Raw genomic sequence first — 26,758 nt, forward strand, 5'->3', positions numbered from 1 at the left:
CCATGTTGGAACAAGCCGCTGGCCGCGCATCCACGGTGTGGAAATGGCTGGCCTGTCTGCTGATGCTGATCGCGCTCGCCGCGGCGACCCGGGCGCCAGCGCTGGAGCTGGCACAATACCCGCTGTATCAGGCGCCGCCACGCAAGCCGATGGTCATGCTGACGATGTCGAAAGATCATCCGATCTTCTACAAAGCCTACGACGACTACTCCGACCTCGACAGCGACGGCATTGCCGACACCAGCTACAAGCACAGCATCGATTACTACGGCTATTTCGACAGCGGCAAGTGTTACACCTACTCCAGCGGCATATTCGTGCCGAGTGCGTTGAGCAGCAGTAAATACTGTTCGGGAGCCTGGAGCGGCAACTTCCTCAACTGGGCGTCGATGGCGCGCATCGACATCACCCGCAAGGTGCTTTACGGCGGCTATCGCTCGACTGACTCGGCGGTCAGCACCGAGACGCAATTGTCCTCGACGTCGAGCGCAGCTGCCCCGGTGACCACTACCACCAGTGGGCGCTGTGACAGTCGCAGCAGCCGTTACAACTGTCCTGCTTCAAGCACGGTGACGACTGGCTGCACCAGCGCACCGAGCTCGGCGGGTTCATGCACGGGGACGGTGACCACGACGAACGTGTCGTTGTGTGGTTACACAAGCTCGTCCTGCAGCTACACGAAGACAGTGACTTCGCAGACCACCACCTACGTCACTACAGCCAATGACGTGCTGGTGCCGGGTAAGGCGGTGATCGAACGCACTTACCTGCCCAACGATGCCCACAGCTGGGTCAAGGTTTACAGCGGCAGCGATATCGCACAGCTGACGCCGTTCTCGGTGAGCACGATCAGCTTGTGCAACACCACGGTCGACACGGCAGGCAACCTCTCACAGAACGTCACGGCGCCCCCCCTGCTGCGGGTCGCCAATGGCAATTACACGCTGTGGGCGGCGAACGAGCGCTGGCAGTGCCGCTGGAATGACGAAAAGAACACCGGCAGCAACGGCAACGGTGGCACGATCCCGGGGGCCTCTGACTACACCCCCGGCACGAGCAGCGGACTTGGTGACAAGGACTACATCGTCCGTGTGCAGACCTGTGTCGAATCGCTGCTCGGCGATGAGAAATGCAAGCGCTATCCCAACGGCGACTACAAGCCTGTCGGGCTGCTGCAGGACTACGGCGACAGTGATCAGATGTATTTCGGTCTGCTGACGGGTTCGTATGGCGCGAACAAGTCCGGCGGTGTGCTGCGCAAGAACCTGTCGTCGTGGCGCGACGAAATCAATGCGACGACAGGGCAGTTCGTGACGCCGAGCAGTGGACAGGGCATCCAGCGGACCCTCAGCGCGCTGCGCATCTACGGCTATCGGCATTCTGACGGGACCTATTTCGGTACCACCGGCTCGGATAACTGCAGCTGGGGCCTGAGTTCGTTCAGCAATGGGAATTGCTCGAACTGGGGTAATCCGCAGGCCGAAGTGTTTCTTGAGGCACTGCGCTATCTCGGCGGCAAGAGTGCGACCGCGGCGTTCAATGTCGATGACTCCGGGCGCATCGCGGCGCTGCGCACGGCGACCTGGTCCGATGTCATCGGCTCCAGCGAAGCCAACCAGTGCTCGCCGCTCAGCGTGATTTCGTTCAACGCCAGTGCCTCGTCCTACGATGCGGACGAGCTCGGCGGTGCCAGCGGTGTCGGCCTGAGTTCACTCAACGCGACTACTGATGGCATTGGCAGCAGCGAAGGTATCACCGGCCACAACTATTTCATCGGTGAGAACGGTACCAACAACGATCAGCTCTGCACCGGTAAGTCGGTCAACGCACTCTCCGCGCTGCGTGGGCCGTGTCCGGATGCGCCGCGTCTGAGTGGTTCCTACCAGACGGCCGGGCTGGCCGCCTATGCCCATGCCCACGGCGTGCGCACGAACGGGCAGCAGGTCGACGTGTTCGGCGTGTCACTCGCGCCGGCTCCTGCCCAGGTGACTGTCCCGGTGCCGGGCAGCACCCGCACGGTGACGATCATGCCGGCCTGCAGGAACAATGGCGTCGGCGGTAACTGCGCGATCGTCGAATTTCGCATCGTCAGCCAGGATCTCGCTGCCGGTACCGGCCGGTTGTACGTGAACTGGGAAGACAGCGAGCAGGGCGGAGACTACGACCAGGACATGTGGGGCGTCATCGATTACGCCCTGACCAGCAGCACGCTGTCGGTGACCACCGACGTGCGCATGGACTCGACTTCATCGGGTTATCTGATGGGGTTCGGCTACGTCGTCAGCGGTACGACACAGGACGGTTTCCACGCTCATTCCGGCATCAACAGCTTCAGCTATGCCGACCCGACGGGCGGCGTGCAGTGCAGTAATTGCGTGCGCTCCGATGCGCCCAGTACCCGGGTGTTCACCATCGGCGACTCGGCCGCCGGTTTCCTGCAGACCCCGCTGGCGCTGGCGGCCAAATGGGGCGGATTCCGTGATCGCAACAGTAACGGCACACCGGACGCCGGCGAATGGGAAAACCACTTCTTCGACGTCAAGAACCCGGCGGACCTGGTCAGCGCACTGTCACAGGTATTCGCAACGGTCGCCTCGCAGTCGCCGTCATCGGCAGCCGTAGCGGCCAATGTGCGCACGCTGACCACGTCCTCGATGCTGTTCCAGTCGACCTACGATCCCTCGGTGTGGACCGGCGAGATCAAGGCGTTTTCGCTCGATTCAGTATCCGGTGCGGTGTCCTCGCTGATCTGGAAGGCGAGTGACGGTGTACCGGCGGCCAGTGCGCGCAGTATTTACACTTGGGTGCCAGCCAGTGGCGCGGGCACTGCGGCCGGGGCCGCGTTCCTGTGGAGCAATCTTAATGCCGCCCAGCAGACGGCGATCGGCAGCGAGTCAGTGCTCGATTACCTGCGCGGTGTGCGCACGCAGGAGGGCAGCAGCAGTGGCCAGTTCCGTGTGCGCGAGTCGTTGCTCGGGGATTTCGTCAACAGCGATCCGGTTTTCGTCGGTGCCGATGACGAGGGGTTCAGTGTATTGCCGGGCAGTGAGGGCAGCAGTTACGCCGCCTGGGTGGCCGCCAAGGACAGCCGCGCACAGATCCTGTTCGTCGGCGCCAATGACGGCATGCTGCACGCTTTCGACGCGGCCAGTGGTGCCGAGCGTTTCAGCTTCGTGCCGAATGGCGTGTATGCCAACCTGGCGCTGCTTTCCCAGCAGACCTACGGTCATCAGTACTACGTCGATGCCTCGCCGAGCGTGTCCGATGCCTATCTCGGTGGGCACTGGAAGACGGTCCTGGTCGGCGCACTGGGCGCTGGCGGGCGCTCGGTGTTTGCGCTCGATGTGTCTGACCCGGCGGCGTTCGGTGCGGGGCAGGTGTTGTGGGAGTTCAGTGACGACGCGCTTGGTGTCGGCGTGCGCCGGGTCATCATTGCCCGCACCGCGAGTACGGCGCATCCCTGGGTGGCCATTTTCGGCAACGGCTACAACAGTACGGGGACGGTGGCCAGCCTGTTCATCCTTGATCTCGCCAGCGGCGAGCGGGTGGCGCAGCTGACGCCGGACAGCGGTGCCAGCGGCGAGAACGGCATGGCGGTACCGCTGGCCTGGGACGCCAACGGTGACGGCATCGCTGACACCATTTACGTGGGCGACCTGCAGGGGCATTTGTGGAAGTTCGACATCTCGTCGAGCGACGCCGGAGCCTGGGGCAGTGCCTATCGGGCGGGTGGCTATGACGTGCCGCTGTTCACCGCGCGCGGTCCTGACGAGGAGGTGCAGGCGATCACCGCGCAGCCTGCGGCCGCGGTCGGCAGCGATGGCATCCTGCGGGTGTACTTCGGCACTGGCAAATACCTCGAAGCGATCGACGCACAGGTGCTGGACGCCCCGTCCGTCGACAGCTTCTATGCCATCGACGATACCGGCTCGGCGCTGAACGTCACCGGAGCGCAGCGCGACACCGTGCTGCAGCGTCAGAGCATCATTGCGGAGTATCCGGCGGGCACCAACGGCAGTTATCCGCTGCGCGTGACCAGTGCCGTCAGCGATATGAGTACGGACGAGCGTGCCGCCGATCCGCGGGGCTGGTTCATGGATCTGGTCGAGCCGGACGGCAGCAAACACGGCGAGCGCATCGTCGAGGCACCGCTGGTCTACTTCGACCGGGTGATGTTCGTGACCATGCTGCCGACGGTCGGAGATGAATGTTCCGGCGGCGGTGATGGCTGGATCATGACGGTGATGGCCGATTCCGGCGATCGTGTCAGCCAGAGTACCTACGACCTCAACGGTGATGGCGCCTACAACGCAGGCGATGAAGTCACGGTGACGATCAACGGCAGCGAGCAGAGTGTCGCGGTCAGCGGCCTGAATCCGGGGCTCGGTGTCATTGGCGGCACGCCGACGCTGGTTGGCGGCAGCACCAGTGGTAGTGCCACGCTGTATGACACCGGTTCGAGCGGCGGTTTGTTCTCGATCGGTGTCCGCGGCGCTGAAACCGGTGGGCGGCGCTCCTGGTTGCAGCTGCAGTAAGCGTGTCGGCGAAAATGGGGGCTTGCGACCGGCGATGGCCGGTCGCATCGTTGCCCGGCATTTGCGCCAGTCCCCAGAGGCACGTTCATGACAGACCGTTACGCCGTCGTCGGCAATCCGATCGCACACAGCAAGTCGCCGCGCATTCATGCGATGTTTGCGGAGCAGACCGGCGCAGACCTCGTCTACACCAGCGTCCTCGGCGAGGTTGGCCGCTTTGCCGAGACCGCCGAAGCCTTCCGTGCCGCCGGCGGGCGCGGACTCAACGTCACGGTGCCGTTCAAGCAGGATGCCTGGGTCTACGCCGATCGCCTGTCGGACCGCGGTGAGCTGGCCGGTGCGGTCAATACGCTGAGTTTCACCGCGCAGGGCATCATCGGCGACAACACCGATGGTGTCGGTCTGGTCCGTGATCTCGAAGTCAACCACGGCTGCACGCTGGCCGGTCGGCGCATCCTGCTGCTGGGGGCTGGCGGGGCCGCGCGTGGTGTGCTGCAGCCACTGCTGCTGGCGGGGCCGGGCGCCGTCACGATCGCCAACCGTACTTTCGACCGAGCCGCCGAGCTGGCCATACGCTTCGGCGGTTTCGGTTACATCACCGCCAGCACGTACCACGAGCTCGCCGGCGAGCACTTCGATGTGGTGATCAACGCCACGGCGGCTGGTCTCGACGACAGCGTGCCGCCGCTGCCCGACACGGTGCTGGCCGATAACGCCTGGTGTTACGACCTGATGTATGCCGACCAGCCGACCGCCTTCGTGCGCTGGGCACGGGCGCACGGCGCCGGGCATGCGCTGGACGGCCTCGGCATGCTGGTCGAGCAGGCGGCGGAGTCGTTTTTCATCTGGCGCGGCGTGCGGCCGGATACCGCGAGCGTCATGCAGGCACTGCGTGCCGCGCGCTGAGTCCCTACTGGCTGCTCAGCGCGCGCTCGTATTCCTCACGATCGAGGCGGCCGTCATGATTGAGGTCGGCCTGCTCGAAATTGAGGATGCCCATGTCACGGGCTTCCTCCGGCGAGATCGAGCCGTCGTGGTTCTTGTCGGCGGTTTCGAAGCTCATGTCGGGCGGTGGCGGGGCGTATTCGCGCTGTTCGACCTTTTCACCGACCTTCTGGCCGTTGACGTATTCGTTGGTGATGACGGTCTCGGTGGCGGCAAACGCGACGCCGGAGGTGGCCGCGAGTGCGAAAGCAAGCACGATGCTGCGCATGATGATCTCCTTTGATATGCGGAAATGCCGCAGCTGGCGGCAGCGGAGCGAGCCATTTTGCCGCGCAGCCCGAACTTCGACCGATGACGTGCAGGTCAGGTTCAGAATCGGCGGCGGTCGCGGGCCGGTGGCAGCGCGCGGTTTCAGCTGCGGTACTGGACGGCGAGCCTGACGTAATTCTGTGCCGAATAAAGCAGAAATTCGCGCTCGCGCTCGCTCAGCGGACGCTGCTGGCGTACCGGGTTGCCGACGTAGAGAAAGCCGCTTTCGAGGCGTTTGCCGGGTGGCACCAGTGCGCCGGCACCGAGCATGACCTCGTCCTCGATGACGGCACGATCCATGACGATCGCGCCCATGCCGATCAGGCAGCGCGAACCGATCGTGCAGGCGTGCAGCAGCGCCTTGTGGCCGACGGTGGTGTCCGTGCCGAGCGTCGTTGCCTGACCGCCGGGGCAGAAGCGCGAGTCGTGCGTGACATGAATGACCGTGCCGTCCTGCACATTGCTGCGCGCACCGATGTGGATCGACTGCACGTCACCGCGCACGACGACCAGTGGCCAGATCGAGGCTTCCTCGCCGATTTCAACATCGCCGATGACGATGGCGGCGGCATCGACGTAGGCGCTGGCGGCGATGCGCGGCAGCTGCGTGCCGAAAGGACGGATGTTCATCATGGCTCCCGTTTCAGCGGATCAGCAGTTCGGTCAGGCGCTCGTCGGTGAGCTGCACTTCACAGGCGGTGCGGGCGAGCGGGGCCTCGTCGCGGTTATCCATCCGGATTTCGATGAAGGCGCAGTGGGCACTGCGGTAATTGCGGAACGCACTCGCGCTGCGCTCGAACGCGGGCACGGCCTTGCGGCCGCCGCGGCGGGCATCGAGCTCGCGCATCTCTTTGCGCAGATCGCGCTCGGTGCCGGCGAGCCCTTCGTTGGCGGTCTGCAGGCGCAGGGTAAGGCAGGCGGCGACGTCGCCGTCGGCGCCGACGCTGCTACGGCATTCCTCCAGCGGGCCGGCGCTGGCGGTGGCCGACAACAGCAGCGGAAAAACGATCAGCTCCATGCGCATCGTTGGACTCCTTGGCCGATGTTCAGCATCAGCGCAGTGTGACCAGCTCTTCGGCGCTGGTCGGGTGGATGGCGACGGTGTCGTCGAAATCGCGTTTGCGTGCGCCCATGCGCACGGCGACGGCAAAGCCCTGCAGCATCTCGTCGACACCGTCGCCGATGGCATGCACGCCGACGATTTTCTCGTCGTCACCGGCGCAGACCAGCTTCATCGCCGTCTGCCGCGGATGCGCGGAGAAGGACTGACCCATCGGTGTGAAATGCGTGGTGTAGACGCGCACCTCGGCGCCGTACTGCTCGCAGGCTTGATCCTCGGTCAGTCCGACGGTGCCGATCGGCGGATGCGAGAACACCACCGTCGGAATGTTGCTGTAGTCGAGGTGGCGCTGTGGCATGCCGCCGTACAGGCGGTCGGCGAGACGACGGCCGGCGGCGATCGCCACCGGCGTCAGCGGCGCGCGGCCGGTGACGTCGCCGATGGCGTAGATGCCGGGGACTTCGGTGTTCTGGAAAGAATCGGTGCTCAGCGTACCGTCGGCGCGCGGCTTGAGCCCGGCGCTGTCGAGGCCGAGCGCTGCTGTCTGCGGTGTGCGCCCGATCGCCCAGATCAGGCAGTCGACCGTGAGTGGCGCAGCGCCGTCACGTGTCAGCTGCAGGCTGCCGTCGGCCAGGCGTTCGATCGCGCTCAGCTGCGTGCGGGTGAGGATGTCGACGCCGTCGGCGCGCAGCGCCTTGACCAGTTGCTCGCGGATCAGCGCATCGAATTCGCGCAGCGGCTCATCTTTGCGCAGCAGCAGGCTGACCTGGCTGCCGAGGGCGGCGAGTACGCCGGCCAGCTCGACGGCGATATAGCCGGCCCCGACGATGGCAACGCGCGGCGGCAGTGCCTCCAGCTCGAAAAAACCGTCGGAATCGATACCGAGCGCGGCACCGGGAATGTCGGGGATCGTCGGCGTGCCGCCACTGGCGATGACGATGTGCCTGGCGCCCAGCCGCTCGCCGTCGACCTCGACGGTGCGGGCGTCGACGAAGCGCGCGCGGCCGCGGATCAGCTCGATGCCAGCTCGTTCGAGATAGCCGCCATACCAGCCGTTGATGTCGGCGATGTAGGCGTCGCGCCGGCGTTTGAGTGTCGGCCAGTCGTGGCGGCGGACTTCGGCATCGAAACCGAAGCCGGCGGCATTGGCCAGCGTGTGAGCCGTATTGGCAGCGAACCACATGATCTTCTTCGGCACGCAGCCGACGTTGACGCAGGTGCCGCCGAGTTGGCCGGACTCGATGACCGCGACTTTCGCTCCGTAGCTTGCCGCGCGCTCGGCGACGGACAGCCCACCCGAGCCTGCACCGATCGCGATCAGGTCGTATTGCCTGCCCATGGACCACTCCTGGCGAATTGAACGTCGCCAGAGGATACCGGATGATCGCGCGTAAACGACGCGCAACGCGCAGAGGGGGAGCCTGATGACGGTCTGGATCGGCCTGGGAGCCGTGGCCCTGCTGGTGGCCTTATACGGGGTCTCGATCTACAACCGGCTGGTGGCCTTGCGTCAGGCCAGCGCCAAGGCGTGGTCGAACATCGACGTCCTGCTGGTGCAGCGCAACGAGGAGCTGCCGAAGCTGGTCGAGACCTGCCGTCAGCACATGCGTTATGAGCAGGAGACGCTGGAGCGCGTCACGCAGGCGCGCAGTCTGGCGATGCAGGCGCGCGCCGGCGGCGATCTGGCAGCCCTCGGCCGGGCCGAAGCCAGCCTGCAGGCCGGACTCGGCCAGCTGTTCGCGCTGGTCGAGCAGTACCCGGATCTGCGCGCAAGCGAATCGTTCCTGCATCTGCACGGGCGCATCAGCGGCCTGGAGAACGCGATCGCCGACCGCCGCGAGTTCTACAACGAGAGCGCCAATCTCTATAACACCCGCATCGAAAGTTTCCCGGAGCTGCTGCTGGCGGCGCTGTGCGGTTTCCGCCGCTGCGCGCTGCTGCGCTTCGAAGCGGCCCGGCTCGCCGATCCCGACCTGCGCGGACTGTTCGGCGGCTAGGCGGTGCTGGCGTTCGCTGCGCTGGCCGTGCTCCTGCCGCTGCTCGCCGTCTACGCGTTCTGGCGCGGCTGGCGCACGCTGCATTGCCTGCGCGCCGTCGTCGATCATCCGAGTTCGCGCGTGCGTTCGGCGCCGCAGGGCTACGTCGAGTTGCGTGGCCGGGCGGTGCTGCTGCCGGGCGTGCCGAACATCGCTCCGCTCAGCGGTCTGCCGTGCTGCTGGTACCGCTATCGCGTCGAGCAGCGCGACGAGGAGCAGCGCTGGGTGACCATCGATCGCGGCGAGTGTGACGGCCTGTTCGGCCTCGATGACGGCGATGCCCGCTGTGTGATCGACCCGGAGCAGGCACAGATCATCAAGGTGCGCACCGAGCGCTGGCACGCCGCCGGCACCGACGGCACGCTGCGCTACAGCGAGCAGCGCATCATCCCCGGCGAGGCGCTGCATGTGCTTGGCTGGCTGCGTACCGAGGGCGGTGCCGGGGCCGCCACCGACATCGTGCTCGAAACCCGCCTGCAGCTCGAAGACTGGAAGCGTGACCCGCAACGCATGAGCCTGTTCGATCGCAATGGCGACGGCCAGCTCGACGCGACCGAATGGGAGGCGGTGCGCCGTGCCGCCCGCCGCCAGGTCGAGCGCGAGGCGCGGCTGCGTGCGCTTGAACCGGGACTGTCACTGCTGTCGAATCCACAGGATCGGCGCCTGCCGTTCCTGATCTCCACGCTGCCGGAGCGCTCGCTGTGCCGCTGGCTGCGCTGGCAGATCGCCGCCTGGTGGGCCGGCGCCGCCCTCGCTGCCTGGGGTGCCCAGCGTCTGCTCGTCGTCTGAGTGTTTCCCGCCCTTACGGAGTCCGTCCATGAATGACAACCCGCTGCTCCAGTTCACCGGCCTGCCGCCGTTTGCCGCGATCCGCCCCGAGCACGTCGAGCCCGCCATCGATGCGCTGCTCGCGCAGAATCGCGCCGAGCTGGCACAGCTGCTGGCGCAGCCCGAAGCATTCACCTGGGACAACCTGGTCGCCCCGCTCGAAGAGCTGCAGGATCGGCTCAACCGGGTCTGGGGGCCGGTCGGGCACTTGAATGCGGTGATGAATTCCGACGCGCTGCGTGCGGCCTACAACGCCTGTCTGCCGAAACTGTCGGCCTATTACACCGAATACAACCAGAACGAAGCCTTGTATCGGGCGACACAGAGCCTGCGTGACAACAGCCGTGTCTGGGACGGGCTCGATGCGGTGCAGCGCAAGATCATCGAGGATTCGCTGCGCGACTTCCGCCTTGCCGGCGTCGCCCTGCCCGAAGACAAAAAGGCCCGTTATGGCCAGATCGCGCAGGAGCTGTCACAGCTCGGCGCCAAGTTCTCGGAGAACGTGCTCGACTCGACGCATGCCTTCAGCCGCCACATCTCGGATGTGACTGAACTCGCCGGCCTGCCGGAGTCGGCGCTGGCGCTGGCGAAGCAGACTGCGCAGCAGCGCGGCCTCGATGGCTGGCTGCTGACGCTGGAGTTCCCGTCCTACCTGCCGGTGATGAACTACGCCGAGGACCGCCGTCTGCGTGAGGCGATGTACGCCGCCTACGCCACGCGCGCCGCAGAAAACTTCCCGGCCGGAGCGCAGTGGGACAACACCGCAACCGTGGCCCGCATTCTCGAACTGCGTCACGAGATGGCCCGCCTGCTGGATTTCCCCGACTACGCGGAATACTCGCTGGCGACCAAGATGGCGGAGTCGGCCGGGCAGGTCATCGACTTCCTGCGTGATCTGAGCCGGCGCGCCAAGCCGCAGGCCGAGCATGAAGTCGCCGAACTGCAGCGTTTCGCCAGCACCGAGCTGGGCCTCGACAAGCTGGAAAGCTGGGATGTCGGCTACGCCAGTGAAAAGCTCAAGCTGCGCCGCTACTCGATCTCCGATGAGGAACTGCGGCCGTATTTCCCGCAGACCCGGGTCGTGCCCGGCCTGTTCGCGCTGGTCGAGCGCTTGTTCGGCGTGTCGATCCGTGAGAACCACGAGGTCGAGGTCTGGCATCCGGACGTGCATGCCTACGACATCTTCGGCAGCGATGGCGAGCTGCGCGCGCAGTTCTACTTCGACCTCTACGCCCGGCCGCACAAGCGTGGCGGCGCCTGGATGGACTCGGCAATCGCGCGCCGGCGCACCCGCAACGGCCTGCAGCTGCCGGTCGCCTACATGGTCTGCAATTTCACGCCGCCGGTCGGCGGGCAGCCGGCGCTGTTCACCCACGGTGAGGTTGAAACGCTGTTCCACGAGTTCGGCCACGGTCTGCACCACATGCTGACCAAGGTCGACTATGCCTCCGTGTCGGGCATCTCCGGCGTCGAATGGGATGCCGTCGAGCTGCCTTCGCAGTTCATGGAGAATTTCTGCTGGGAGCGCGAGGCGCTCGATCTGATCGCCGGGCACTGGCAGAGCGGCGAGCATCTGCCGGACGCACTCTACGAACGCATGCTGGCGGCGAAGAATTTCCAGTCGGCGATGATGACGGTACGGCAGCTCGAATTCGGCCTGTTCGACCTGCGCCTGCATCGCGAGTACGAGCCGGCCCGCGGTCCGCGCCTGCTCGAATTGCTCGCACAGGTGCGCGACGAGGTCGCCGTCGTGCAGCCGCCGGCCTACAACCGTTACCCGCTGAGCTTCTCGCACATCTTTGCCGGTGGTTATGCCGCCGGCTACTACAGCTACAAATGGGCGGAAGTGCTGTCGGCCGATGTCTTCGCCGCCTTCGAGGAAGCCGGGGTGTTCGACAGCAACACCGGCCGGCGCTTCCTCGGGGAAATCCTTGAAGTCGGCGGTTCGCGGCCGGCCATCGAGAGTTTCAAGGCCTTCCGCGGTCGCGAGCCGCGTATCGATGCGCTGTTGCGCCATTCCGGCATCGCTGCTGCCTGATGGGGCGGTTCGGCACGCCGCCGCGGTCTGGCCGGGCGGCGTCCGATTCGCCAGCGCACCGGGCTGTCAAGAGGGCATGTGGCGCATGCTCGCCGTTGGTGCGCGGCGGCCGTTGCCGTCGGGGCTGCGGCGCGCTGATCTTTTAGGGTGCCATGTCAATATAAACTGACATCGATCAGCGCAACGGCGGCTTCAAGTGCCTCCACGACCCAGCGTGGCCAGCAGCGCTTCGTCTTGGCGCGCCTCGCTCAGCAGCCATTCACGGAAGGCGACGACCTTCGGCCGCTGGGCAAAGTGCTCGGGACAGACGATCCAATACGAGAACTCAAGCGGTACGCCGAGAGCAAACGGCATCACCAGGCGCCCGGCACGGATGTCGGCCAGCGCCAGTACCGGCAGGCCGAGCGTGACGCCCTGACCGTCGAGCGCGGCTTCGATCGCCAGTGAGGCGGTATTGAAGTGCGGGCCGCGGTTGGCGTCGATGCCATCGACACCGGCGGCTTCCAGCCAGATTTCCCATTGCGGACGGGCATCGAAGCCGTAGGCCGTTTCGTCGTGCAGCAGCGTGTGCTGACGCAGGTCGGCCGGTTCGTGCAGGGGCGGCGTGCCGTCACGCAGGCGCGGGCTGCACAGCGGCGTGGCTTCCACCGAAAACAGCTTGGTGACGTGGAACCCTGGATAGTCGCCGTCGCCGAAACGGATCGCGACGTCGATGTCTTCGCGACGAAAGTCTCCAAGATCAGTGTGTTGGCGTGGTCCGCCACCGCTGCGCACATCGAGCAGATCGGCGCTGGCGGCAATCCGCATGGAGATTTCCGGGTGTTCCAGCGTGAAGCGGTCGAGTCGTGGGATCAGCCACTTGGCGGCGAATGACGGCGTCAGACTGACGGTGAGGATGCCGGTTTCCTCCTGTGCGTGAACCAGCGCGACGGCTTCGGCCAGCGCCTCGAAGCCTTCACGCAGTTTCGGCAGGCAGGCCTGTGCGCCGTCGGTCAGTGCCAGCGCACGATTCATCCGGCGGAACAGCTGCACACCCAGGTAATCCTCAAGCGATTTGATCTGATGGCTGATCGCAGCAGGTGTTACGAACAGTTCCTCGGCAGCCTTGCTGAAACTCAAGTGGCGGGCAGCGACTTCGAAGGCGCGCAGGGCATTGAGAGGTGGCAGGCGATAGGACATTCGCGTTAATCCGGCTCATCCAGTGATGAGAAAAGGTCGTTTGAGACGTTCTGCAGGCCCAACCAGACTTTGCACCAGCAGAGGGCGACACCGCACCGATTAAATGCAAAAAGTCGCAACTTATTGTTGAAGACCGCGCCTCTGAATGATCAAGGTGCCAAAATGGTGCAAAAGGTACCAGCGGGCTTCAGTTGGGAAATGTTGGGTGAGCATCATGTTCAAAGGCTTCCATTTCAATCCGGGCGCCGGTCATCTGGTCAATGCGGTCAGCGGATCCGGTCTGTTGATTCCTCAGGGTCTGCAGGAGACGCAGCCGTCCTTCCTGTACCGCGCGGGCAAGCTGCTGACGCTGTGGGGGCGTCGCATCCACGAGCGTAACGAGCTGGCCCGACTCGATGATCGCTGCCTGGCTGACATCGGCATGAGCCGCTGCGAGGCCGATAACGAAGCTGGCAAGCCTTTCTGGAAGGAATGAGCTTCCCTCGCAAAGCAGCGTAGCTGCGCGCAGTCTGGAAAACGCGACTCCCTTGGGGTCGCGTTTTCTGTTTAACTGACATTTGCTCACGAACTGCTGCGTCGCACAATAGCGTATCGCGGAAAAAGCCTTCACGCTGCGGTAATCATGCCGGCTCATGGTGTGCCCTCGTCGCGACGCAGACCGTACTTCTTCAGCTTGTCGTAGAGCGTCTTGCGCGGTACGCCGAGTGCATCGGCGGTCGCCACCACGTTGCCGTCGTGGCGGGCCAGCGCCTGGGTGATGACGGTGCGTTCGAACGCCGCAACCTGCTCCGGCAGTGAGCTGGCGCCCGTCACTGGCACCTGACCTGTCTGGCCGAGCACGCAGCGTTCGGCGGCGTTGGCCAGCTCGCGGACGTTACCCGGCCACTGTGCGGCCATCAGTGCGCTGAGCTGTTCACTGTCGAGCTCCGCCGGCGGGCGGCGATAGCGCTCGCTGGCTTTCTGCACGAAATGCTGGAACAGCAGCGGGATGTCCTCACGGCGTTCGCGCAGCGGCGGAATCTCCAGCTTGATGACGTTGAGGCGGTAGTACAGATCCTCGCGAAAGCGTCCCTGCTGCGCGGCCTGGCGCAGATCGACCTTGGTCGCCGCCACGACGCGGATGTCGAGCTGGATCGGGCGGTTGGAGCCGAGGCGCTCGATCGCGCGCTCCTGCAGCGCCCGCAGCACCTTGACCTGCAGCGCCAGCGGCATGCTTTCGATCTCGTCGAAGAACACCGTGCCGCCCTGCGCATATTCGAGCTTGCCGATGCGCTTGCCGGCCGCCCCGGTGAAGGCGCCGGCCTCGTGGCCGAACAGCTCGGACTCGAAGATCGTCTCCGGGATCGCGCCGCAGTTGAGTGCGACGAACGCGTGCTCACGCCGCTGGCTGCGCTGGTGCAGCAGGCGGGCGACGACTTCCTTGCCGGAGCCGGTTTCACCCTCGATCAGCACATCGGCGCCGGTGTCGGCGAGGTTGTCGATCGCTGCGCGCAGGCGCTGGATGCCGGGGCTGCGGCCGAGCAGCAGCACGTCGCCATCGCGGGTCGCTGCCAGTTCGCGGCGCAGCTGGCGGTTTTCCAGCGTCAGCCGGCGTTTGTCGAGCGCGCGGCGGACGATGTCGAGCAGGCGCTCAGTGTGGAAGGGCTTTTCGATGAAGTCGTAGGCGCCGTCGCGAATCGCCTGCACCGCCATCGCGATGTCGCCGTGGCCGGTGACGAGCACCACCGGCAGTTCCGGGTCGAGCCCGCTGACGGCGCGCAGCAGCGCCAGACCGTCCATGCCCGGCATGCGCACGTCGGAAACGACGATGCCGGGGAAATCGGCATCCAGCCGTGTCAGCGCGGCGGCGGCGCCGTCCAGCGCGACGGTGTCGATGCCTTCGAGTTCGAGTGACTGGGCGGTGGCGAGGCGCACATGCGGCTCGTCGTCGATCAGCAGGACGGTGCCGGGGTTCATGGGGACTCCGCATGGACGAGGGGCAGTTCGACGATGAACAGCGCACCGCCGTCGGCATGGTTGTCGGCGTGCAGGCTGCCTCCCAGGTTATGGACGATGCCGTAGCTGATGGACAGGCCGAGGCCGAGTCCTTCGCCGACCGGTTTGGTGGTGTAGAAGGGATCGAACAGCTGCGAGGCGGCTTCCGGCTCGATGCCCGGGCCGTTGTCCCGCACGCTCAGGCGCACCCGGGCCGCGGCGCGGCTGAGGCCGAGTTCGATGCGCGGGGCCGGGTGTCCGTGCAGGGCGTCGGCGGCGTTCTTGATCAAATTGACCAGCACCTGCTCCAGGCGGATCAGGTTGGCGCGTACCGTCAGCGCCTGTTCCGGCAGATCGAGCGCGAGTTCGATGCCGTCCTTGTGCAGGCGCGGTTCGAGCAGCGCCAGCGCGCGGCTGACGGCGACGCGCGGGTCGATCTCGGCGGTTTCGTCGGAGGTGCGGCGGGCGAAGGTCTTCAGCTCCGCGGTCAGGGTCGCCATGCGCTCGGTCAGCTCGCCGATCAGGCCGAGGTTGTCGCGCGCCTGCGCCGGGCGTTCGCGTTCGAGAAACGTCACGGCATTGGCCGCGTAGGCACGGATCGCCGCCAGCGGCTGGTTGAGCTCGTGGACCATGCCGGCGGCGAGCTGGCCGAGCGCGGCCAGTTTGCTGGCCTGGATCAGATCGTCCTGCGCCTTGACCAGAGCGTGCTCGGCGGTCTCGCGGCTGCGGATCTCGCGCGACAGTCGCGCATTGGCGGCGGTCAGGTCGCGGGTGCGCTCGCTGACGCGCGCTTCGAGCTGATCGCGCGCCTTGCGCAGCGCCTGGGCGACGCGCGCCTGATAGGCGAGGCGCTCGCGCAGGCGCTGGCGGCGCTGGCGCAGCAGCAGGCCGAGCATCAGCGCGATCGCCGCCACCGAGCCCGACAGCAGCACGGCGACGCCGACCCGCGCCGCCACCGGGTCCATCGGCAGCAGCGTGTGCACGATCCACTCGGTGCTCGGCACCTGGCTGGTTTCCAGCAGATAGCGCACCGGCTTGCCGGGGCCGTCGGCGCCGTCGACCTCCTGCAGCGTCAGCGTGTGGGCGCCGTCCTCGACCCGTTCGGCGACCACCGGCAGCGGCCGCAGCGGCGCATCGCCGTACTGGCGGCTGCGCTGCAGCGCCTGGCGCGCGCCGGCATCGAGCGGGCGCAGCGTGTGGTAGCGGAAGTCGCTGCGGTTGGTGATGAACACCACGCCGGCGGCATCGGTGACGACGATCGGTGAGGTGCTCTGCGACCAGGCGGCTTCCAGGCGCTCCTGGCCGATCTTGACCACGGCGACGCCGAGCACGCGCTCGTGCTCGCGCACCGGGAAGGAGAAATAAAAGCCGGCACGATTGGAGGTGATGCCGTGCGCGAAATACAGCCCGGCCCGGCCTGCCATCGCCAGCTGGAAGTACGGGCGAAAACCGAAATTGCGGCCGACGAAGGAGACGTCGGCCTCGGCGTTGCTGGCGGCGAGGGTCTCGCCGGCGGTATCGAGCACGTACGTCTCGGAGGCGCCGGCCGCCTGATTGAAGTCAGCGAGAAAGGCATTGACTGCGCTGCGCTGCGCTGGCGTCGGCACCGCGGCCAGCAGCTGACGCACCAGCGGTTCCTGCGCCAGCAGTCGCGGCAGGATGTGATAGGTGTCGAGCAGGCCCTGCAGATTGGCCACCGAGCGCTCCAGCGCGCGGCCGGCCTGATCGCGCATCTCGGCGATCGCCGTGCGCCGTGCGAACTGCGCCGCCTGCCACATCGCCGCCGCCATCAGTGCCGCCAGCAGGCAGGCGAGGCTGAGGCGTTCGAGGGCGCGGCGACGCTTCACGGCGCGTGACTGAGCGCAGCGAGCAGCGGCAGCGTCAGCATCGACAGCAAGGTCTGCACGGTGACGACAGCCGCGGCCAGCGGCGCATCGCCGCCCATCTGCCGCGCCAGAATGTAGGAGGAGGGCGCGCCCGGCAGTGCGGCGAACAGCACGACCACGGCGGTTTCCAGCGGCGGCAAGCCGCTCAGCGCGGCCAGCGTCCAGCCGAGCAGGGGCGCTACCAGCAGTTTCAGTACGCAGCCGAGGGCGATCGCGCCGCTGCGTCCGCGCACCGCCGCGATCTGCAGCCCGGCCCCCATCGTCAGCAGACCGAGCGGCAGCGCGGCACGGGCGAGGATGTCGAGCGGACCGCGTGTGCCCGGCGGCAGGCCGATGTCGGAGCGGTTCAGCGCGATGCCGAGCAGGCAGGCGATGATCAGCGGATTACGCAGCACCGCCGCGAACAGGTGCGTCGGCCGGGCGAGGCCGTGAGCGTGACTGATGATGCTGACGCACAGCACGTTGACCAGCGGCACCATCACCGCCAGCGCCAGCGCAGCCAGTGCCAGCCCCGGCCGGCCGTACAGCGGCGCGCAGGCGGCCAGGCCGACGTAGGTGTTGAGGCGGATGACGCCCTGATAGCTCGAACCGAAAGCCGGACCGTCGCTGCCGAGCCAGCGGCGCAGGCGCAGCGCCAGCAGTGTCATCAGCACGATGGTCGTCACCAGCACCAGCGCCACATGGGCGACGGCGAAGCTGCTCAGATCGGCGCTGGCCAGCTCGCGCACCAGCAGCGCCGGCAGCAGCAGGTAGTAGGCCAGGCGCTCGGCCGGCGTCCAGAACGCCGCGCCGGGGAAATCGACGCGACGCAGCGCAAAGCCAAGCACGATCAGCGCGAAAACCGGGCCGAGCGCATCGAGAATGGGCTGGAAGGGGGCAAGCGTAGCGAACATGGTGCAGAGCGTACCCTACCGTCTTGCACAATGCGAAATTCCGTGGCCGCCTGTCGCGGCGCGATTCAGGGCGTGGAGCGGGTCAGCTGCGTGGCCAGATCACGGCTGAAGCGCGCCAGCGCGCGGCCCAGCGCACCGACCACCGCCGCCGTGTCCGCAGCCTCCAGCGTCTCGCGGTATTCCCCGTGACGCGGGGCCAGCAGCTCGTGGCCGTCGGCGTCCTGCAGCTGCCAGCGCAGCGCGAACAGCGCGGTCGTCCCTTCGCTCTCACAGCGCAGCACCTGCAGCCACAACACGCGCGACGGTGCCGCCGCGCGCCGCCACGGCGCCATCACCACCTGCAGCTGCGGCAGCAGGCGGGCGAGGTTTTCGCGCAGCGCGCGGGCAATGCCGGCCTTCAGCGGCTCGCCCCACAGTTCGAAGTCGTCGAGCCGCAGGGCGCCATCGGCACTGCGCTCAAGGATCTGCGGCCGGTTCAGATAATCCGGCAGCTGCAGCGGCGCCAGGCCGAGCGTGCCGTCGAGCGCGCCGAGGGCTGCCGTGTCTTCACCGAGCGTCGGCAGCAGATAGAAATGCGTCGGCTGGCTGCTGGCGCAGGCACCGAGTGCGCTGCCGGCGGCGAGGAGCAGACTGCGCTGGAGGAACTCGCGGCGGTTCATCGGCGGGGCGTCTCCTGTGGCAGCTTGCCGCGCAGCAGGGCTTCCGGGCTGCGGCTGAGGTAATCGGCCAGATCGCGCAGCGAGCGTGCGGCGGCGGCGACCTCGTCGAGTGTGGCCGCCAGGTCGCTGGCCAGCGGCGCCTGCGGATCGAGCTGCTGCAGCGCGCGCTCGCCGGCGCTCAGCGTGCGCGTCAGCTGCGGGCCGATCTGGCCGATCTGGCGGTCGAGCTGCGTCGGCAGACCCTTGGCATCGCGCAGCAGTGTCGACAGCGACTTCAGACTGTCGCGCAGCTCGCCAGCGTTGAGCAGGCGATTGGCGCCGCTGGCCGCGCCGTCGAGCTGCTCGACGATGTGGTCGAGCGGCAGGCGGCGCAGCTTGGCGGCGAGTTCGGTCAGCGTCTGTTCGAGCTCGGTGGTCAGTGCCGGTACCGTCGGCATCACCGGGTAGGGCTCGGCCGGTTCCAGCCGCGCCGGCGGCGCGTCGGCGACGAAGTCCATGTCGACGAACAGCGCGCCGGTCAGCAGGCTGCCCGAGCGCAGGCGCACGCGCAGCCCGCGCTCGACCAGTTTGGCCAGCGCCGCCACACGTTCGGCTTCGCTGTAGCGCACCGGGCCACCGGCGGCCTGCGCCGGGGTGATGTCGAGCACCACCGGCACGCGGATGCGCAGCGTCTGCGGGTCGAGTTCGAGGCGGATGTCGCGCACCTGGCCGACACGGATGCCGCGGTATTCGACCGGCGCGCCGACGCTCAGGCCGCGCACCGAATCATCGAAGTAAGCGACCACCGTGGTCGGCTCGCCGGTGTCGCGGTCGGTGCTGCGGGCGTAGCTGTCGTAGAGCCAGAAGGTCTTGTCGGCCGGCGGGGGCGCCGGATCGTCCGGCGCGCTGAAGGCGATGCCGCCGACGATCAGCTCCGACAGCGAGCCTAGGCGCAGGTTGACACCCTGCGCCCCCAGTGAGAAATCGATGGCCGATTCGCGCCAGAAGCGGCTGTCGGCGCGCACCAGCCGGTCGAACGGCGCGCGCACGAAGATTTCGATGTCGACCGCGCCGAAGTCCTTGCTCGGGCCGACGGCGATCACCTCGCCGGCCTCGATGCCGCGGAACAGCACGCGGGTGCCGACGCTGACGCTGCCGAGCGTCACCGCCGCCAGATGCAGCGAGCGCCCCGGCGTCGTCGCCCGCACCGGCGGCGCCTGCTCCAGGCCGGTGAAGTGGGTGTGTGATTCGTGGCCGTCGCCCGGCTCGATCTCGATGTAGGAACCGCTGAGCAGCGTATCCAGCCCGGAGACGCCGCCGACACTGATGCGCGGACGCACCACCCAGAAGCGCGAATCGGCGCCGAGGTGCGACTTCATCGCCGGTTTGAGTGTGGCGCTGACCTCGACCTGGTGCAGGTCGGCGGAGAGGTTGACGCTGTCGACGGTGCCGACGTCGATCGAGCGGTAGCGGATCTTGGTCTTGCCGGCTTCGAGGCCGCTGCCGTCGACGAAGGTGATGGTGATCTGCGGGCCGCGCGCCGCCAGCTGCTGCCAGACCAGCCAGGCGCCGATCAGCGCGGCGACCAGCGGAATGGTCCAGATCAGCGCCGGACCGCGGCGGCGGCGCACCACGGGGTCGGCGGGCACGGGGGGCAGGTCGTCAGTCGTCGCCATCGAGGGCATCCCAGAGCAGGCGGGGGTCGAAGCGCAGCGCGGCAAACATGGTCAGGACCACGACGGCGGCGAAACAGACCGCGCCGGGGCCGGGCTCGATCGTTGCCAGCGCCTGCAGCCTCACCAGCGCCGCCAGAATCGAGACCATGAACACGTCGATCATCGACCAGCGGCCGACCGCTTCGACGATGCGATACATCAGCGTACGCGCACGCAGGTTACGGATCGAACGCCGCTGCACGGCGATCAGCAGCCAGGTCAGCGCCAGCAGCTTGGCGCCCGGGATCAGGATGCTGGCGAAGAACACCAGCGCCGCCAGCGGCCACTGCCCGGCGTGCAGCAGCTCGACCACGCCGGAGAGGATGGTGTCCGGCTGGCCGCGGCCGAACATGATCACGCTCATCACCGGCAGGGCGTTGGCGGGGATGATCAGGAGCCAGGCGGAAAGCAGCAGCGCCCAGGTCTGCGCCAGGCTGTCGGGCATGCGCGAATGCAGTGCCGCACCACAGCGCGGGCAGCGCGCGGGCGTTCCGGCCGCCGGCTGCGGCGCCAGATGATGGCAGGCGCGGCAGGCGGCGAGGCCGGCCCGGCGGGCTGTCATCACCGCTGTTTCGGGGGCTCGTGCGTTCATGGCCGGGCGGCCTCCAGGCGCTGCCACAGCATGTGCGCATCGAGTGCCGCCGCCGCCGCGGTGCCGCAGGCGATGTGGGCGACGAAGGCATACAGCGCCGGCCCCGGCGCGATGCTCGCCAGATCAGCAAGCTTGACGAAGGCCACCATCACGCCGAGCAGATAGACTTCGGTCATCGCCCACGGCGCCAGTGCCTCGGTGATGCGAAACGCCAGCGCCGCGCCGCGCGCGCGCCGCCCGAAGTGCAGCGGCGCCAGCAGCCACAGCTGCGCGCCGAGGCGCACCAGCGGCAGCACGATGCTCATCGCCAGCACCAGCAGCGCCAGCGGCTGGTAGCCGAGGCGCCAGAGTTCGCGCGAGCCGGCAAAGATCGTCGAGATCTGCTCCTGGCCCTGCAGGCGCATGTCGAGCAGCGGGAAGGCATTGGCCAGCAGCAGGCAGATCAGGCTGGCCAGGCTCAGCGCCAGCGCACGTTCGCTGCCGGCGGCGCCGGTGTAGAGCAGCGCGCCGCAGCGCGCGCACAAGGCTTTTTCGTGACGGCCGAGCGGACGCACGTGATGCAGCGCGTCGCAGTCGTGGCAGGCGACGAGGTGATCGAGGCTGGAAGCGGGGTGGACGGAGTCTCGTGCCATGGGCCGGGGCAGTCCTGCCCACGGCACGAGGGGTGCGGCGGGCGTTTCAGGTGCGGAACTGGCCGACCAGGCGGCTCAGCGTGGTGGCAGTGTCGGCGACTTGTCCGGCGGAGTCCAGCACCTCGCTGCTGGCCTCGGCGGAGTGCACGGCGCCGTCGGCCAGGGCGCGGATGGTCGTCGCGATGTGGCGTCCGCGCTCGGCGGCCTCGGTGACGTTGCTGGCCATTTCATTGGCCGCGGCCGACTGCTGCTCGACCGCCTGCGCCACCGACACCTGGAACTGCGCGACGCGCGTCATGATCTCGCGGGTGCGGCCGATCGCTTCCTGCGCCGCCGAGGTGTCGTGCTGGATCGCCTCGATGCGGGCATGGATGCGGCCGGTGGCCTCGGCGGTGGCGCGCGCCAGATCCTTGACCTCGCTGGCGACCACGGCGAAGCCCTTGCCGGCCTCACCGGCGCGGGCGGCCTCGATGGTGGCATTGAGCGCCAGCAGATTGGTCTGCTCGGCGATGCTGGTGATCAGTCGCACCACGTCGCCGATCTGCGCGCCGGATTCAGCCAGCTGCTGCATGCGGCTGGTGGCGTCGTCGACGGCGCGCTCGGCCTCGGCACTGATGTCGCGCGCCATTTCGGTGTTGTGGGAGATTTCGCGTGCGCTGACGCTCATCTCCTCGGTGGCGGCGGCGATCGCCTCCAGCCGCGCACCGACGTCGGTGGCATCGGCGGCCACCGACGACGACTGCCCTGAATGCTCGTCGGCCTCGCTGCGCAGGCGGCGGGCGAGGGCATCGAGCTGGTGCGAGGCCGATCCGAGCTCGCCGGCAGAGTCGCCGATTTCGGCCAGATGGTTGCGCAGATCGCCGAGCAGGCGCGCCAGCCCGCCGCCGACGCGGCCGATGGCATCGCTGCCGGTCACCGTCACCGGTTGTGTCAGGTCACCGGTGGCCGCGGCATCGACGGTGCGCAGCAGCTGTTCGACCTGTTCGGCCAGCGCCTGGGCGGTGGCGGCGGTGGCGGCGTGACGCTGCTGATCGGCCTCGGCCTGACGCACCCGCTGCGCAGCCAGACTGTCGAGCAGCTCGTTGATGCTCGATACCAGGCTGGCATAGTCGCCGTTGAAGTGCTGCACGTGACCGCGCCGCTCCAGCTCGCCGGCCTCGGCGGCGCGCGTCAGGCTCTGGGTCTCGGCCAGCAGCTCGGCGACGGTGGTCTGCGTGCGTGCCACGCTGGCGCCGAGCTGGTCGGCCTCGCTGCGCGGCTGGTGATGATGGGCGGTGTCGCCGCGGCCGAGGGCGTCGACCGCGCCGGTCAGTTCGCGCAGGTAATCGAGCATGGCGCGGAAGGCGTCGGCGAGCTGGCCGACCTCGTCGCGGCCGCGGTAGTCGATGCTGCGCGAGACGTCGCCGCAGGCGATCGCCTGCGCCGAAACCGCCATCGTCGACAGCGGCCGGGCGATGCCGCGCGCCAGCCACCAGGCCAGCGCACAGCCGAGCAGCAGCAGGCCGAGGCTCAGGCCGATGGCCAGATTGCGCACGCTGGCGGCGGCCTGCTCGAAGGCGGTCTGGTCGTTGAACACTTCGAGCGCGCCGATCGGCTTGCCGCGGTAGTCGTTGATCGGCATCACCAGCGTTGCCAGGCGCGTGTCGCCCTGCGTCAGCGAGCCCATCTGCGGCGTGCCGTTGAGGGCGCCGCGCAGCTGCTCGCTGTCCATGTCGGGCCACTCGGCCGGGGCGGTGTCGGCGGCGCGCTGGATGTTGCCCTTGGCGTCGAGGATGAACAGCCGTGCGCGCAGCGCGTACCAGGCGGCGAGTTCGTTGAGGAAGGGCTGCGTCAGCGACATGCCGAACTCGACGCTGCCGATCAGTTTGCCGTCGCGGTGGATCGGTACCACTGAGCGGATGCCGATGCCGGCGACGCCGCCTTCGAGCCCGCTGATCAGTGTGTCCTTGCTGATCGCATCGACGACGGTCTGGCGAAAGCTCGACAGGTCGTCGCCGAATTTCTCCGGCTTGTGCACGCGCAGGAAGGAGATCGCCGGCGGTGTGTGGAACTGGAACTGCTCGACGTTGTAGTCCTTGGCCAGAAAGTCATAAGCCGCGGCGAACTCGCGGGCGAGTTTGTCGCGATCGCCATTGGCGACGGCTTCGATCACGGTGGGCTGTGTGGCGACCAGTTGTGCCAGCGCGGTGCCGGCGCGCTGCTCGCGATGCAGTGCGGCGATGAACAGACCGATCGAGCTGTTCAGGCGCTCGGCGCGCTGGTGTTCCTGCATGTCGTCGATGGCCTTGAGGGCGGAGCCGGTGAGGCTGGCCGCGACCATGACGAGAATGGCCCCGAAGCCCAGCGCGAGTCGGGTGCCGATGCGCAGGCGATGAAGATTCATGAGTGACCCCGCGAATGTTCTGAATGCATGGGAGCGGACGAGCTGAAATCTAGTCCGCCGACGATCGGCTTGCCGATCGATTGGCCTGCAATCATCCGGCGAATCGCGCGCGGTGAATCTAAAGTTTTGTGGCGGTCCGGTTCGGGATCTTCGATTCACCGGATTTCGCATGGCGAAAACTCTGTGAAATGGCGGCACTTCACATCGTGGTAATCGATCGGACTGAAGTTTTACGATACGCGCACCGCGAAGCCCGCGGGCCCTGATGACTCAGCACACCATCTGGGGCTTTCCAACCAAAAAGGATGCCGTCCAAGACCCGGGAGACGGTTTTTCGGGAGGAGGAGGACGGCTGTCGCCCATGAACCTCGTAATCAGAGGTAAGCCATGACTGCCGATAACTACAACGATATCGACCCGCAGGAAACGCGGGAGTGGCTCGACGCGCTTGCAGGCGTGATCGAGCATGAGGGTGCCGATCGCGCCCATTTCCTGATCGACAATCTGACTGGCGCCGCGCGTCTGGCCGGTGATCTGCAGCCGTTCAGCAACGAGACTCCGTACGTCAACACCATTCCGGTCGACGCCCAGGCCCATCTGCCGGGCGACCAGGAGATGGAGCACAAGATTCGCAGCTATGTGCGCTGGAATTCGATGGCGATGGTGCTGCGTGCCAACAAGCACACCAACGTCGGTGGCCACATCGCCAGCTTCGCCTCGGCGGCGACGCTCTACGAGGTCGGCTACAACCACTTCTGGCATGCGCCGCATGAAGGTCACGGCGGCGACCTGCTGTTCATCCAGGGCCATTCCGCGCCAGGTATCTATGCCCGCGCCTTCCTGCTCGGCCGTCTCACCGAAGAGCAGATGGACAACTTCCGCCAGGAGGTCGACGGCAAGGGCCTGAGTTCCTATCCGCATCCCTGGCTGATGCCGGAGTTCTGGCAGTTCCCGACGGTGTCGATGGGCCTCGGCCCGCTGATGGCGATCTACCAGGCGCGCTACATGCGCTACCTCGAAGACCGCGGTTTCGGCGTGCAGAGCAACCGCAAGGTCTGGGCCTTCCTCGGCGACGGCGAGACCGACGAGCCGGAGTCGCTCGGCGCCATCGGCATGGCCGGGCGCGAGAAGCTCGACAACCTGATCTTCGTCATCAACTGCAATCTGCAGCGCCTCGACGGCCCGGTGCGCGGCAACGGCAAGATCATCCAGGAGCTCGAAGCCGAATTCCGCGGCTCGGGCTGGAACGTCATCAAGCTGATCTGGGGCACCCATTGGGACGCGCTGTTCGCGCGCGACAAGAAGGGCATCATGATGCGGCGCATGATGGAGGTCGTCGACGGCGAATATCAGACCTTCAAGGCGAAGAACGGCGCCTACGTGCGCGAGCACTTCTTCAACACGCCGGAACTGAAGGAGCTGGTCGCCGACTGGTCCGATGACGACATCTGGGCGCTCAACCGCGGCGGTCACGATTCGCACAAGGTCTATGCCGCGTTCAAGGCGGCCGCCGAGCACAAGGGCCAGCCGACGCTGATCCTCGCCAAGACCATCAAGGGTTACGGCATGGGTGACTCGGGTGAGGCGCAGAACATCACCCACCAGCAGAAGAAGATGTCGGACGAGTCGCTGCTGCGCTTCCGCGACCGCTTCAAGCTGCCGCTGAGCGACGAGCAGGTGCACAAGCTCGAATACCTGACCTTCCCCGAAGGCTCGCCGGAACTCGAATACATGCGCTCGCGGCGCATGGCGCTCGGCGGCTACCGTCCGGGGCGGCGGCGCAACAGCGCGGTGGAACTCGACATCCCGCTGCTGTCGGCGTTCGAGTCGATGCTCAAGGGCACTGGCGAGGGCCGCGAGATCAGCACCACGATGGCCTTCGTGCGCATCCTCAACACGCTGGTCAAGGACAAGAACATCGGCAAGTACATCGTGCCGATCGTCCCCGACGAGTCGCGCACCTTCGGCATGGAAGGCATGTTCCGCCAGATCGGCATCTGGTCGCAGGTCGGCCAGAACTACACGCCGCAGGATGCCGACCAGCTGATGTTCTACAAGGAGTCCAAGGAAGGACAGATCCTGCAGGAAGGCATCAACGAAGCCGGCGCGATGGCCGACTGGATCGCTGCCGCCACCGCCTACGCCGTGCACAACGTGCCGACGATCCCGTTCTACGTGTTCTATTCGATGTTCGGCTTCCAGCGCGTCGGTGACCTGTGCTGGGCGGCGGGCGACATGCGTTCGCGCGGCTTCCTGGTCGGCGGCACCGCCGGTCGCACCACGCTCAACGGCGAGGGCCTGCAGCACGAGGACGGTCACAGCCATCTGTGGTCGGGCGCCGTGCCCAACTGCATCAGCTACGATCCGACCTTCTCCTACGAGCTGGCGGTGATCATCCATGACGGCCTGCGCCGCATGTATGTCGAGCATCAGGACGTCTACTACTACCTGACGGTGATGAACGAGAACTACGAGCACCCGGCGATGCCCGAAGGTGCCGAGGCCGACATCATCAAGGGCATGTATGCCTTCCGCCGCGGCGCCGAGAGCAAGGCCCCGCGCGTGCAGTTGCTCGGCTCGGGTACGATCTTCCGCGAGGTGATCGCCGCCGCCGACCTGCTGCGCGAGGACTGGGGCGTCGAGGCCGACCTGTGGTCGTGCCCGAGCTTCACCGAGCTGGCGCGCGAGGGCAACGACGTCGCCCGCTGGAACCTGCTGCACCCGATGGCGACGCCGCAGCGTTCGCACGTCGAAACCTGCCTCGCCGAGACCAGCGGTCCGGTGATCGCCGCCAGCGACTACGTGCGCCTGTTCGCCGAGCAGATCCGCGCCCACGTGCCGCGCCGCTACGTCACGCTCGGCACCGACGGCTTCGGCCGCTCCGACACCCGCGCCAAGCTGCGTCACTTCTTCGAGGTCGACCGCTACTGGGTGACGGTTGCCGCGCTGAAGGCGCTGGCCGACGAGGGCACGGTCGCCTACGACAAGGTCGCCGCCGCGATCGCCAAGTACGGTCTCGACGCCGAGAAGCCGAATCCGCGACTGGTCTGAGCCACGACACGAGCGAGGGGCGTGAGCGGCTGCTCACGCCGAACAGGCAACCACGGGTGGAGCC

20 protein-coding genes are annotated in these 26,758 nt (G+C 67.1%); 7 read left to right on the plus strand and 13 right to left on the minus strand.

Features of this window, described 5'->3' with window-relative positions; all coding sequences use genetic code 11:
- Positions 1 to 2: 2 nt before the first annotated feature.
- A complete protein-coding gene (locus tag C7443_RS09525) occupies positions 3 to 4,535 on the plus strand; it encodes a pilus assembly protein (protein WP_110018381.1) in 4,533 nt (1,510 codons plus the stop codon).
- Positions 4,536 to 4,622: 87 nt separating this feature from the next.
- Entirely contained in the window at positions 4,623 to 5,441 is an 819-nt protein-coding gene (gene aroE / locus C7443_RS09530; RefSeq protein WP_110018382.1) for a shikimate dehydrogenase, read from the plus strand.
- Positions 5,442 to 5,445: 4 nt separating this feature from the next.
- On the opposite strand, the gene C7443_RS09535 is transcribed toward aroE, so the two are convergent.
- The 4 genes from C7443_RS09535 to gorA all read right to left on the minus strand — a co-directional run bounded on the left by C7443_RS09535 (position 5,446) and on the right by gorA (position 8,188).
- On the minus strand, positions 5,446 to 5,748 hold the full coding sequence (locus C7443_RS09535; protein ID WP_110018650.1) for an EF-hand domain-containing protein: 303 nt from the start codon (positions 5,746 to 5,748) through the stop codon (positions 5,446 to 5,448).
- A gap of 143 nt (positions 5,749 to 5,891) precedes the next feature.
- Entirely contained in the window at positions 5,892 to 6,419 is a 528-nt protein-coding gene (locus C7443_RS09540; RefSeq protein WP_110018651.1) for a gamma carbonic anhydrase family protein, read from the minus strand.
- Positions 6,420 to 6,432: 13 nt separating this feature from the next.
- Complete coding sequence (locus tag C7443_RS09545; RefSeq protein ID WP_110018383.1) at positions 6,433 to 6,813, minus strand: lysozyme inhibitor LprI family protein; 381 nt, start codon at positions 6,811 to 6,813, stop codon at positions 6,433 to 6,435.
- A 28-nt stretch (positions 6,814 to 6,841) separates the two neighbouring features.
- Positions 6,842 to 8,188, minus strand: a complete 1,347-nt coding sequence (gene gorA, locus C7443_RS09550; RefSeq protein WP_110018384.1) for a glutathione-disulfide reductase — start codon at positions 8,186 to 8,188, stop codon at positions 6,842 to 6,844.
- Between the two features lie 85 nt (positions 8,189 to 8,273).
- Between gorA and C7443_RS09555 the strand changes: the two genes are divergently transcribed.
- The 3 genes from C7443_RS09555 to prlC are packed head-to-tail and all read left to right on the plus strand — an operon-like array spanning position 8,274 to position 11,751.
- Positions 8,274 to 8,846: a LemA family protein gene (locus tag C7443_RS09555; RefSeq protein WP_110018385.1), complete on the plus strand. Its 573-nt coding sequence runs from the start codon at positions 8,274 to 8,276 to the stop codon at positions 8,844 to 8,846.
- Between the two features lie 3 nt (positions 8,847 to 8,849).
- Positions 8,850 to 9,674 (plus strand): hypothetical protein, encoded by an 825-nt coding sequence (locus C7443_RS09560; RefSeq protein ID WP_110018386.1) that lies wholly within the window; start codon positions 8,850 to 8,852, stop codon positions 9,672 to 9,674.
- A gap of 28 nt (positions 9,675 to 9,702) precedes the next feature.
- Positions 9,703 to 11,751 carry an oligopeptidase A gene (gene prlC, locus C7443_RS09565; protein WP_110018387.1) on the plus strand — a complete coding sequence of 683 codons (2,049 nt, stop codon included), beginning with the start codon at positions 9,703 to 9,705 and terminating at the stop codon, positions 11,749 to 11,751.
- 192 nt (positions 11,752 to 11,943) lie between these two features.
- On the opposite strand, the gene C7443_RS09570 is transcribed toward prlC, so the two are convergent.
- Positions 11,944 to 12,930, minus strand: a complete 987-nt coding sequence (locus C7443_RS09570; protein ID WP_110018388.1) for a transcriptional regulator GcvA — start codon at positions 12,928 to 12,930, stop codon at positions 11,944 to 11,946.
- A 214-nt stretch (positions 12,931 to 13,144) separates the two neighbouring features.
- On the opposite strand from C7443_RS09570, the gene C7443_RS20615 reads away from it, so the two are divergent.
- Positions 13,145 to 13,405: a DUF1127 domain-containing protein gene (locus C7443_RS20615; protein ID WP_211346188.1), complete on the plus strand. Its 261-nt coding sequence runs from the start codon at positions 13,145 to 13,147 to the stop codon at positions 13,403 to 13,405.
- A 155-nt stretch (positions 13,406 to 13,560) separates the two neighbouring features.
- Here the strand turns inward: C7443_RS20615 and C7443_RS09580 are convergent, their stop codons facing one another.
- From C7443_RS09580 to C7443_RS09615, 8 genes are all read right to left on the minus strand, one after another.
- Positions 13,561 to 14,886 (minus strand): sigma-54-dependent transcriptional regulator, encoded by a 1,326-nt coding sequence (locus tag C7443_RS09580; RefSeq protein WP_110018390.1) that lies wholly within the window; start codon positions 14,884 to 14,886, stop codon positions 13,561 to 13,563.
- On the minus strand, positions 14,883 to 16,751 hold the full coding sequence (locus tag C7443_RS09585) for an ATP-binding protein (protein WP_110018391.1): 1,869 nt from the start codon (positions 16,749 to 16,751) through the stop codon (positions 14,883 to 14,885). Before C7443_RS09585 ends, C7443_RS09580 begins: the two co-directional genes overlap by 4 nt.
- The gene (locus tag C7443_RS09590) at positions 16,748 to 17,683 is read right to left on the minus strand and encodes an AEC family transporter (RefSeq protein ID WP_110018392.1); all 936 of its coding nucleotides are present in this window, start codon (positions 17,681 to 17,683) and stop codon (positions 16,748 to 16,750) included. The genes C7443_RS09585 and C7443_RS09590 overlap by 4 nt, the downstream gene beginning before the upstream one ends.
- Before the next feature lie 65 nt (positions 17,684 to 17,748).
- On the minus strand, positions 17,749 to 18,342 hold the full coding sequence (locus C7443_RS09595) for a PqiC family protein (RefSeq protein WP_110018393.1): 594 nt from the start codon (positions 18,340 to 18,342) through the stop codon (positions 17,749 to 17,751).
- The gene (locus tag C7443_RS09600) at positions 18,339 to 19,997 is read right to left on the minus strand and encodes a PqiB family protein (RefSeq protein WP_170123566.1); all 1,659 of its coding nucleotides are present in this window, start codon (positions 19,995 to 19,997) and stop codon (positions 18,339 to 18,341) included. Before C7443_RS09600 ends, C7443_RS09595 begins: the two co-directional genes overlap by 4 nt.
- Positions 19,984 to 20,628 carry a paraquat-inducible protein A gene (locus tag C7443_RS09605; RefSeq protein WP_246004609.1) on the minus strand — a complete coding sequence of 215 codons (645 nt, stop codon included), beginning with the start codon at positions 20,626 to 20,628 and terminating at the stop codon, positions 19,984 to 19,986. Before C7443_RS09605 ends, C7443_RS09600 begins: the two co-directional genes overlap by 14 nt.
- A complete protein-coding gene (locus tag C7443_RS09610; protein WP_110018396.1) occupies positions 20,625 to 21,260 on the minus strand; it encodes a paraquat-inducible protein A in 636 nt (211 codons plus the stop codon). Before C7443_RS09610 ends, C7443_RS09605 begins: the two co-directional genes overlap by 4 nt.
- Positions 21,261 to 21,306: 46 nt before the next feature.
- Positions 21,307 to 23,643 carry a methyl-accepting chemotaxis protein gene (locus C7443_RS09615; RefSeq protein WP_170123567.1) on the minus strand — a complete coding sequence of 779 codons (2,337 nt, stop codon included), beginning with the start codon at positions 23,641 to 23,643 and terminating at the stop codon, positions 21,307 to 21,309.
- A gap of 387 nt (positions 23,644 to 24,030) precedes the next feature.
- Here C7443_RS09615 and aceE point away from each other — a divergent pair, with 387 nt between their 5' ends.
- Entirely contained in the window at positions 24,031 to 26,694 is a 2,664-nt protein-coding gene (gene aceE / locus C7443_RS09620) for a pyruvate dehydrogenase (acetyl-transferring), homodimeric type (protein WP_110018398.1), read from the plus strand.
- The last annotated feature ends 64 nt before the right edge of the window (positions 26,695 to 26,758 follow it).

This window comes from Plasticicumulans acidivorans, assembly GCF_003182095.1.
GTDB classification, from domain to species: Bacteria; Pseudomonadota; Gammaproteobacteria; order Competibacterales; family Competibacteraceae; genus Plasticicumulans; species Plasticicumulans acidivorans.